General features: G+C 34.7%; 1 protein-coding gene (only partly in view). It reads left to right on the top strand.

The whole window is internal to a hypothetical protein gene (locus tag ALEK_RS17570; protein WP_173424128.1) on the top strand: the coding sequence, 45,516 nt in all, runs 12,858 nt past the left edge and 20,504 nt past the right edge, and what appears here is coding positions 12,859-25,012 — codons 4,287 (complete) to 8,338 (partial); the first complete codon in view begins at position 1. Both codon boundaries (start and stop) fall beyond the window edges.

Consider the following 12,154-nt stretch of genomic DNA (forward strand, 5'->3'; position numbering starts at 1 on the left):
ATAACAGGTGGAGCAGGAGATGATACATTATATGGAAATGCAGATGCTGATATCTTAGATGGTGGAGCAGATAATGACACATTATATGGTGGAACTGAAAATGATACATTAAAAGGTGAAGCAGGAGAAGATACATTATATGGTGAAGCAGGAGATGATACATTACATGCAAGTACAACATTAGGATTAGATTATCTTGATGGTGGGACAGATACAGATACTGTAAGCTTCGAAGATGACTCAAATGCAATTGATGTAGATTTATCAAATACATCAGCACAAAATGTTGGTGGTACAGCAGATAATGATGTAATATTAAACAATATTGAAAATGTAGTAGGTTCAAACCAAAAAGATACAATCACTGGTAATTCATCAGATAACTCACTATTTGGTGGATTAGAAGATGATACATTAATCGGTAATGGTGGAAATGATATCTTAGATGGTGGAGATGGATCAGGAGATATTGCAGATTACTCAAACCAATCAAATGCAATTACTGTAAATTTAAAAACACCAGATGTAGATGGAAACCAAGTTACAAACGATGGACAAGGTGGAGCAGATGAACTTAAAAATATTGAGATTGTTAGTGCTTCACAAGGAAATGACTCATTAACAGGTAGTGATAATGCAGATACATTCTTAGGTAATGCTGGAAATGATGTTGTTCATGCAAATGGTGGAAATGACTCAATTGATGGTGGTAGCGGAGCTGATACTATTCATGGAAATGCAGGTGATGATACAATCACAGCAGGTGCAGATAATGATGAGATCTATGGAGAAGAAGGTGATGATAATATCAAAGCTGGATCAGGTGATGATAAAATTATTGCAAGCTTCCAAGCCTCAGGAGACGATGTAGATACAGTTAATGATGTAATTGATGGAGGAAATGATACAGATACTATCGATTATAGTGGAAGTGATTTCGATACACATAATATAGATGCAGACTTAAGCGCTGGTACAGTTAATGTTACTGGTGGAGATAATGATACGGTTACAACTGTAGAGAATATTATTGGAACAAATAATACAACAACAGGTGATACAATCACAGGTTCAAGTTTAGCAAACTCAATAAATGGTATGGCCGGAGATGATACATTATATGGATTAGCAGAAAATGATATTATCGATGGAGGATTAGGAAGTGACTCAATCGATGGTGGAGCAGATAATGATACATTATCAGGTAACGAAGGTGATGATTCAATCACTGGAGGAGCTGGAAATGATACATTATATGGAAATGCAAATGATGATACATTAGATGGTGGAACAGGAAATGATACATTATTTGGTGGTACAGGTGATGATACATTAAAAGGTGAAGCAGGAGTAAATACACTAAACGGTGGATCTGGATCAGATATATTATATGCAGGAACAATTTCAGAGTTAAATGAACTAGATGGTGGAAACAACATAGATGTAGTTAACTTCTCAGATAGAACACAAAAGATTGATTTAGATTTATCACAAACAGGTGAACAAGATACAGATGGAGATGGTAATAATGATGTAATCATTAATAATATCGAGAATGTAATTGGAACAGCTCATAACGATACAATCGTAGGAAATTCATCAGTAAACTCAATAGATGGTGGATTAGGAGATGATACATTAAAGTCAAGCTCAGGAGATGATACATTAGATGGTGGGGGAGATGTAGATAAAGCAGATTACTCAAACCAATCACAAAAGATAGTATTAACAACAAGTGGGACAGATTACTCAGTAGATAAAGCAGCAAATGGTACAGATACAGTAGTAAGAGTAGAAGAGATTGTAGGGACAAACTTCAAAGATACGATGACAGGCGGAACAGGAAATGACATTTTTACAGCAGGAGCAGATAAAGATACATTATATGGGAATGCAGGGAATGATACATTAAGTGGAGAAGCAGGAGATGATAGTCTAGAAGGTGGAGCAGGGAATGATTCACTAGATGGAGGAGCAGATAACGATACACTAATCGGAGGAGCTGGAGATGATACAATCACAGCAGGATTAGGTGATGATAAGATTACTGCAAACTTCCAAGCATCAGGAGATGATGTAAATACAATAAATGACACAATCAATGGAGAATCAGGAACAGATACTATAGATTATAGTGGAAGTGATTTTGATACTAATAGAATTGATGCAGATTTAAGTGCAGGAACAATTAATGTAGCAAATGGTGATAACGACGCAGTATCAAATATAGAAAATATTATTGGAACAAATAATACAACATCAGGTGATACAATCACAGGATCATCATCAGCAAATTCAATTAATGGTATGGCAGGAGATGATTCATTATATGGATTAGCAGGAAATGACATTATTGATGGAGGATTAGGAAATGACTCAATTGATGGTGGAGCAGATAATGATACATTATCAGGGAATGCAGGAACTGATAGTATAACAGGTGGCGCAGGAGATGATACATTATATGGAAATGCAGATGCTGATATCTTAGATGGTGGAGCAGATAATGACACATTATATGGTGGAACTGAAAATGATACATTAAAAGGTGAAGCAGGAGAAGATACATTATATGGTGAAGCAGGAGATGATACATTACATGCAAGTACAACATTAGGATTAGATTATCTTGATGGTGGGACAGATACAGATACTGTAAGCTTCGAAGATGACTCAAATGCAATTGATGTAGATTTATCAAATACATCAGCACAAAATGTTGGTGGTACAGCAGATAATGATGTAATATTAAACAATATTGAAAATGTAGTAGGTTCAAACCAAAAAGATACAATCACTGGTAATTCATCAGATAACTCACTATTTGGTGGATTAGAAGATGATACATTAATCGGTAATGGTGGAAATGATATCTTAGATGGTGGAGATGGATCAGGAGATATTGCAGATTACTCAAACCAATCAAATGCAATTACTGTAAATTTAAAAACACCAGATGTAGATGGAAACCAAGTTACAAACGATGGACAAGGTGGAGCAGATGAACTTAAAAATATTGAGATTGTTAGTGCTTCACAAGGAAATGACTCATTAACAGGTAGTGATAATGCAGATACATTCTTAGGTAATGCTGGAAATGATGTTGTTCATGCAAATGGTGGAAATGACTCAATTGATGGTGGTAGCGGAGCTGATACTATTCATGGAAATGCAGGTGATGATACAATCACAGCAGGTGCAGATAATGATGAGATCTATGGAGAAGAAGGTGATGATAATATCAAAGCTGGATCAGGTGATGATAAAATTATTGCAAGCTTCCAAGCCTCAGGAGACGATGTAGATACAGTTAATGATGTAATTGATGGAGGAAATGATACAGATACTATCGATTATAGTGGAAGTGATTTCGATACACATAATATAGATGCAGACTTAAGCGCTGGTACAGTTAATGTTACTGGTGGAGATAATGATACGGTTACAACTGTAGAGAATATTATTGGAACAAATAATACAACAACAGGTGATACAATCACAGGTTCAAGTTTAGCAAACTCAATAAATGGTATGGCCGGAGATGATACATTATATGGATTAGCAGAAAATGATATTATCGATGGAGGATTAGGAAATGACTCAATCGATGGTGGAGCAGATAATGATACATTATCAGGTAACGAAGGTGATGATTCAATCACTGGAGGAGCTGGAAATGATACATTATATGGAAATGCAAATGATGATACATTAGATGGTGGAACAGGAAATGATACATTATTTGGTGGTACAGGTGATGATACATTAAAAGGTGAAGCAGGAGTAAATACACTAAACGGTGGATCTGGATCAGATATATTATATGCAGGAACAATTTCAGAGTTAAATGAACTAGATGGTGGAAACAACATAGATGTAGTTAACTTCTCAGATAGAACACAAAAGATTGATTTAGATTTATCACAAACAGGTGAACAAGATACAGATGGAGATGGTAATAATGATGTAATCATTAATAATATCGAGAATGTAATTGGAACAGCTCATAACGATACAATCGTAGGAAATTCATCAGTAAACTCAATAGATGGTGGATTAGGAGATGATACATTAAAGTCAAGCTCAGGAGATGATACATTAGATGGTGGGGGAGATGTAGATAAAGCAGATTACTCAAACCAATCACAAAAGATAGTATTAACAACAAGTGGGACAGATTACTCAGTAGATAAAGCAGCAAATGGTACAGATACAGTAGTAAGAGTAGAAGAGATTGTAGGGACAAACTTCAAAGATACGATGACAGGCGGAACAGGAAATGACATTTTTACAGCAGGAGCAGATAAAGATACATTATATGGGAATGCAGGGAATGATACATTAAGTGGAGAAGCAGGAGATGATAGTCTAGAAGGTGGAGCAGGGAATGATTCACTAGATGGAGGAGCAGATAACGATACACTAATCGGAGGAGCTGGAGATGATACAATCACAGCAGGATTAGGTGATGATAAGATTACTGCAAACTTCCAAGCATCAGGAGATGATGTAAATACAATAAATGACACAATCAATGGAGAATCAGGAACAGATACTATAGATTATAGTGGAAGTGATTTTGATACTAATAGAATTGATGCAGATTTAAGTGCAGGAACAATTAATGTAGCAAATGGTGATAACGACGCAGTATCAAATATAGAAAATATTATTGGAACAAATAATACAACATCAGGTGATACAATCACAGGATCATCATCAGCAAATTCAATTAATGGTATGGCAGGAGATGATTCATTATATGGATTAGCAGGAAATGACATTATTGATGGAGGATTAGGAAATGACTCAATTGATGGTGGAGCAGATAATGATACATTATCAGGGAATGCAGGAACTGATAGTATAACAGGTGGCGCAGGAGATGATACATTATATGGAAATGCAGATGCTGATATCTTAGATGGTGGAGCAGATAATGACACATTATATGGTGGAACTGAAAATGATACATTAAAAGGTGAAGCAGGAGAAGATACATTATATGGTGAAGCAGGAGATGATACATTACATGCAAGTACAACATTAGGATTAGATTATCTTGATGGTGGGACAGATACAGATACTGTAAGCTTCGAAGATGACTCAAATGCAATTGATGTAGATTTATCAAATACATCAGCACAAAATGTTGGTGGTACAGCAGATAATGATGTAATATTAAACAATATTGAAAATGTAGTAGGTTCAAACCAAAAAGATACAATCACTGGTAATTCATCAGATAACTCACTATTTGGTGGATTAGAAGATGATACATTAATCGGTAATGGTGGAAATGATATCTTAGATGGTGGAGATGGATCAGGAGATATTGCAGATTACTCAAACCAATCAAATGCAATTACTGTAAATTTAAAAACACCAGATGTAGATGGAAACCAAGTTACAAACGATGGACAAGGTGGAGCAGATGAACTTAAAAATATTGAGATTGTTAGTGCTTCACAAGGAAATGACTCATTAACAGGTAGTGATAATGCAGATACATTCTTAGGTAATGCTGGAAATGATGTTGTTCATGCAAATGGTGGAAATGACTCAATTGATGGTGGTAGCGGAGCTGATACTATTCATGGAAATGCAGGTGATGATACAATCACAGCAGGTGCAGATAATGATGAGATCTATGGAGAAGAAGGTGATGATAATATCAAAGCTGGATCAGGTGATGATAAAATTATTGCAAGCTTCCAAGCCTCAGGAGACGATGTAGATACAGTTAATGATGTAATTGATGGAGGAAATGATACAGATACTATCGATTATAGTGGAAGTGATTTCGATACACATAATATAGATGCAGACTTAAGCGCTGGTACAGTTAATGTTACTGGTGGAGATAATGATACGGTTACAACTGTAGAGAATATTATTGGAACAAATAATACAACAACAGGTGATACAATCACAGGTTCAAGTTTAGCAAACTCAATAAATGGTATGGCCGGAGATGATACATTATATGGATTAGCAGAAAATGATATTATCGATGGAGGATTAGGAAGTGACTCAATCGATGGTGGAGCAGATAATGATACATTATCAGGTAACGAAGGTGATGATTCAATCACTGGAGGAGCTGGAAATGATACATTATATGGAAATGCAAATGATGATACATTAGATGGTGGAACAGGAAATGATACATTATTTGGTGGTACAGGTGATGATACATTAAAAGGTGAAGCAGGAGTAAATACACTAAACGGTGGATCTGGATCAGATATATTATATGCAGGAACAATTTCAGAGTTAAATGAACTAGATGGTGGAAACAACATAGATGTAGTTAACTTCTCAGATAGAACACAAAAGATTGATTTAGATTTATCACAAACAGGTGAACAAGATACAGATGGAGATGGTAATAATGATGTAATCATTAATAATATCGAGAATGTAATTGGAACAGCTCATAACGATACAATCGTAGGAAATTCATCAGTAAACTCAATAGATGGTGGATTAGGAGATGATACATTAAAGTCAAGCTCAGGAGATGATACATTAGATGGTGGGGGAGATGTAGATAAAGCAGATTACTCAAACCAATCACAAAAAGTTATTGTAACTACAGGTTCAGGAAGTACAACTTATTCTGTAAATAAAGATACTAATGGTACAGATACAGTAATAAATGTAGAAGAAATTGTGGGAACAAACTTCAAAGATACAATGACTGGAGACAGTTTAAAAGATGTATTCTCTGGTGGTAATGATGAAGATACACTATTAGGTGCTGGTGGAAATGATACATTAAATGGTGGAGCTGGTAATGATAAATTATCTGGACAAGATGGAGATGATGTAATAAATGGAGATGATGGTGATGATACAATTACTGCAAGTTTCCAAGCTGATGGTATAGATGCTAATACTGTAAACGATAATATTAATGGTGGAGCTAATAAAGATACGGTTGATTATAGTTCAAGTGATTTTAATAATCATAAAATTACAGTTGATTTAGCTTCAAATAGTGTTGATGTATTTGGTGGGGATGATGATACTTTAACTGCTGTTGAAAATATTATTGGTACTGATTATAATGATGCAAATAATACTACTATTGAAGATATTATTGTAGGTGATAGCCAAAACAATACATTTAGTGGTTTAGCAGGAGATGACTCTTTATCTGGAGCTGCTGGTGATGATTACTTAAGTGGTGGAACTGGTTATGACACTATAAATGGTGGAGCAGATAATGATACAGTATTTGGTAATACTGGTAATGACTCACTTTCTGGTGATGCTGGTGATGACTCTATTTACGGTAATGCAGATGATGATACATTAGATGGTGGTGCTGGAGATGATACTCTTGATGGTGGTAGTGGAAATGACATCTTAAAAGGTGGAATTGGTACTAACTCATTAATTGGTAATTCAGGGGTTGATACAGTTGATTACTCTGGTTCAAAAGCTGTTACTGTTGATTTATCAGTTTTAACTGCACAAGATGTATTTGGTGATGCTACACAAAATGATAAATTAAGTTCAATAGAAAATGTTACTGGTTCTTCTGCTGTTGATGTTATTACAGGAGATAATCAAAACAACTCTTTATTTGGAGCAGATGCTAATGATACATTAAAATCAAGTGCTGGTAATGATACTTTAAATGGTGGAAATGGCAATGAAGATGTTGCTGATTATTCTAATCAATCATCATTTGTTTCTGTTGATTTAAATAATGCAACTCAAGTTACTAAAAGTAGTGGTGGAAGCGATACTTTAGAAAACATTGAAATAATTCAAGGTAGTAATTTTAATGATGTTTTAATTGGTGATGGAAGCTCTAATACTTTAAAAGGTGGTAATGGAGACGACAATATTGAAGGTAGAGCTGGTAATGATAGTTTATATGGAGAAAATGACGATGACACTATAAAAGGTGGACTTGGTGATGATTATATAAATGGTGGAGCTGGAAATGATACTGCTGATTATTCTGATGCTACAGCTACTGGTGTAACTGTTAATTTAGGTACATCAACTGCACAAAATGTAGGTGGTGGCCTAGGTAATGATACATTAGTTTCAATTGAGAATTTAATTGGATCTTCTTTTAAAGATATTCTAACAGGTGATGCTCAAGGAAATATTATTACTGCAAAAGAGGGTGATGATACATTACAAGGTAATGGTGGAGCTGATTCATTATATGGTAATGAAGGAGCTGACACATTTATCCAAACAGCTGGAGATACATCAGGTGATGTTATTGATGGTGGTAGTGAAGGTGATGCAACAAGAGGAAATGATACAGTTGATTATTCAGCGTTTACAGATGCAAATGGAATTAAAGTATCTCTAAATGATGAAGGTTTATCTAATGTAACAGTAGGAAACTCTGTAAATAATCACCAATTAACGAATATTGAAAATGTAATTGGTTCTACAGGAACAGATACAATTCAAGGTGATAGTGCTAATAATACATTAAATGGTACAAGTGGTACAAATGATACTGTGTCTTATTCAAATTCTACAAGTTCAGTATATGTAAACTTAGGTACAGCAATAACTACAGATATCACAGCTGATAGTGTTGTAGATACTATAGGTGCAAATAGTGCAACTGGTAGTGCAATAGGAACTGATAGTCTTAGCAACTTTGATGATGTATTAGGAAGTAGTAATGATGATACTATTGTTGGTGATGGAGCTAATAATACATTAAACGGTGCTGCTGGAAATGATATTTTAATCGGTGGAGCTGGAGCTGATAGTTTAATTGGTGGAGCAGGAAATAGTGATACAGTTTCGTATGCAACTGATTCTAGTGGTATTGATGTTAGTTTAAGAAACGGTAGTGGTACAGATGGTTCTGGTGCTACAGATACTTATGAAACTATAGAAAATGTAATTGGTTCATCAAGTAATGATACTATTGAAGGTAACACAAGTAACAATATTTTAGATGGTGGAGCTGGAACAGATACTTTAACTTATAAAAATGCAGTTACAGGAGTAAGTGTTAATCTTGGTGTTGAAACAAACAATACTGGTAATGATGGAACAGATACAATTAGAAACTTTGAAAACTTAGAAGGTTCTAATCTTGGTGATATATTAACAGGTAGTTCAACATCTAATATTATTAATGGTCTTATTGGTAATGATGTAATTGATGGTGGAAATGGAGTTGATTCATTATTTGGTGGTAACGGAAATGATACATTTGTTGTTAAATTAGGTGATGGAAATGATTTAATTGATGGATTTGAATTAGATGGATCTAATGCTGCCCAAACTGATTTAGATGATGTTTCAAATAAAGATAAAGTTGACTTTAGTGCCATTACAGGCTCTAACCATGTAGAAGTTGATTTAACTAATACTTCAACAGCAAATGCAATAGTAACTGATGGAAGTACAATTGATCAAAGTAATACATTAAGAAATATTGAAAATATTATTGGTACAGATAATAATGATATTTTAATTGGTAATGCAGAAAGCAATATCTTAGAAGGTGGAGCTGGAAATGATCAAATTACTGGTAATGCAGGAGCTGATAATCTTCAAGGTGGAACTGGTGATGATACATTCTTAGGTAGTGATTTTGAGGATGATATTATTGATGGTGGAAGTAATAATGAAACAAATGGTGATACAGTTGATTATACTAATGTTGCCGCAAATATCAAAATCAATTTAGCTGATAATGGCTCTAATACTGCTGTAGAAGTTGGAACTGATACTACAAACCATACAATTGGTAATATTGAAAATATCACAGGATCTAATACAGGTGCTGATGACTTAACTGGAAACTCTAGTGTTAATACTATTTTAGGTAATGGTGGTAATGATACTATTGATGGTGCTGATGGAGATGATTATTTAGATGGTGGAGCTGGTAACAATACAGTTTCATTTGCTTCTGTTAGTGCTGGTGTAAATGTTAATCTTTCTGGAAGTATTTATACTCATGATTCACAAAACTTAGCTGCAAATAGTGCAGTATCAATTTCGAAAAACACTGATGGTGTTGGTGCAAATGATACAGATACAATTAATAACTTTATTAATATTAATGGTTCAGCTTATGCTGATATCTTAATTGGGGATTCTAGTGGAAATGCTATTAATGGTTTAGATGGAATTGATGTAATTAATGGTCTAGGTGGAGATGATAATCTAGATGGTGGAGCTGGAAATGACTCATTTATTATGGGTGCAAATGATGGTTCTGATACTGTTGATGGTGGAAGTGGTAGCCAAGATACAATAAATTATGAATCTTTAGCTTCAAATCAAGGTCTAACAGTTACTTTAGATACAGACTCTTCAGTTACAGTAACTATTGCTAATGGTGATAATGACACAATTAAAAAAGTTGAGAATGTTACTGGTGGAGCTGGTAATGATGTTATTACTGGTGATGGATTAAAAAATATTTTAATTGGTAATGCAGGTGAAGACATTATTGAAGGTGGAGCATCAGCTGATACTATTGAAGGTGGAGCAGGAGCTGATAGCCTAAGAGGGGATAGTGGTGATGACCAAATCATTGGTGGAACTGGTGATGACTTCATTCGAGGTGGAGATGATAACGATACTTTATATGGGGGAGATTTAACTCACGATGAAGATACTATAGAAAACGGTAGTGGAACTGATACAATTTATGGTGAAGCTGGTCAGGATATTATCTATGGTAGAGATGGTGATGACTCTTTATATGGTGGAGATGATAACGATACATTATTTGGTGGAACTGGTAGTGATAAACTAAGTGGTGGTGATGGTGATGATACAATCGATGGTGGAGAAGGTGCTGAGAGTGATGGTGGAGATACTATTGATTATTCATCAAAATCTACTGTTGTTGATATAAATTTAATGGCTCAAGATGGTAATGGTTTTGCTACTGCTACATTAGGTACAGAAAAAGATTATTTAAAAAATATTGAAAATATCACTGGAACAATAGCAGATGATTATATTGGTGGAGATAATGATTCTAATATTTTAGATGGAAATATTGGTGACGATATAATTGTAGGTGCTGGAGGAGATGATACTTTACTTGGTGGTGATGGTGATGATACTTTCAAAGCTGGTCTTGATAATGATGGTGATAAAACGCTAGAAACTGGTGATGATGGTGTTGATTATTATGTAGGTGGCGAAGGTCAAGAAAATGATAATGGAGACACTATTGATTACTCGGCATTTGATGCATCACAAAATATCAATGTTGATTTATCTGCTGTTTCTAATGCTGGTGGTTTCACAAATGTTACTACTGTAAATGTAAATGGTTCTTCAAATGATTATATTAAAGAAATTGAAAATGTAACAGGAAGTGCTGGTAATGACATTATCAAAGGTGATTCGAATGCAAATATCTTAAATGGTAGTGCTGGTAATGATACATTAAGTGGTGGAGCTGGTGCTGATACACTTGATGGTGGTACAGGTACAAATAGAGCTGATTACTCTTCTGCTGCTTCTAAAATCGTTGTTGATATGGAAAATGTAACTGAAGTATCAAATGATGGTGATGGTTCAAGTGATAACTTAATTAATATCCAAGAAATTGTAGGAACTACAGCTAATGATACTATTTACGGTGCTGCTGCATCTGAAGTTCTTATTGGTGGTAATAATAGTGATACTTTAATGGGTAGAGATGGAAATGACACTATCTATGGTGGATTAGAGAATAGAAGTGATGATTCTACTACTGATACTGTATCTTATGAATATTTAGGAACTTCAAATAAAGTTGTTGTTGATCTTTCAAATGATGCAGGATCGGCAGTTGTTAGTGGTAGTGATACTGATACATTATATGATATAGAAAACATTATTGGTGGAGCTGGAAATGATACAATTACAGGAAGTAATGATGTAAATAATCTAAAAGGTGGAGCTGGTGATGATGTATTTATTGCTAGTTCTGCTACAGATGGAGCTGATGTAATTGATGGTGGAGCACATACAAATGGAGATACTGTTAATTATAATGCTTTAGATTCTAACTCTATTACAGTTACTTTAGCAAATGGTTCTAATACGGCAACAGTTGACGTAAGTGGTGCTGGACATGATGATACAATTTCAAATATTGAGAATGTAATTGGATCACAATTAGCTGATAATATTACTGGGA

Source organism: Poseidonibacter lekithochrous, assembly GCF_013283835.1.
Taxonomy (GTDB): domain Bacteria; phylum Campylobacterota; class Campylobacteria; order Campylobacterales; family Arcobacteraceae; genus Poseidonibacter; species Poseidonibacter lekithochrous.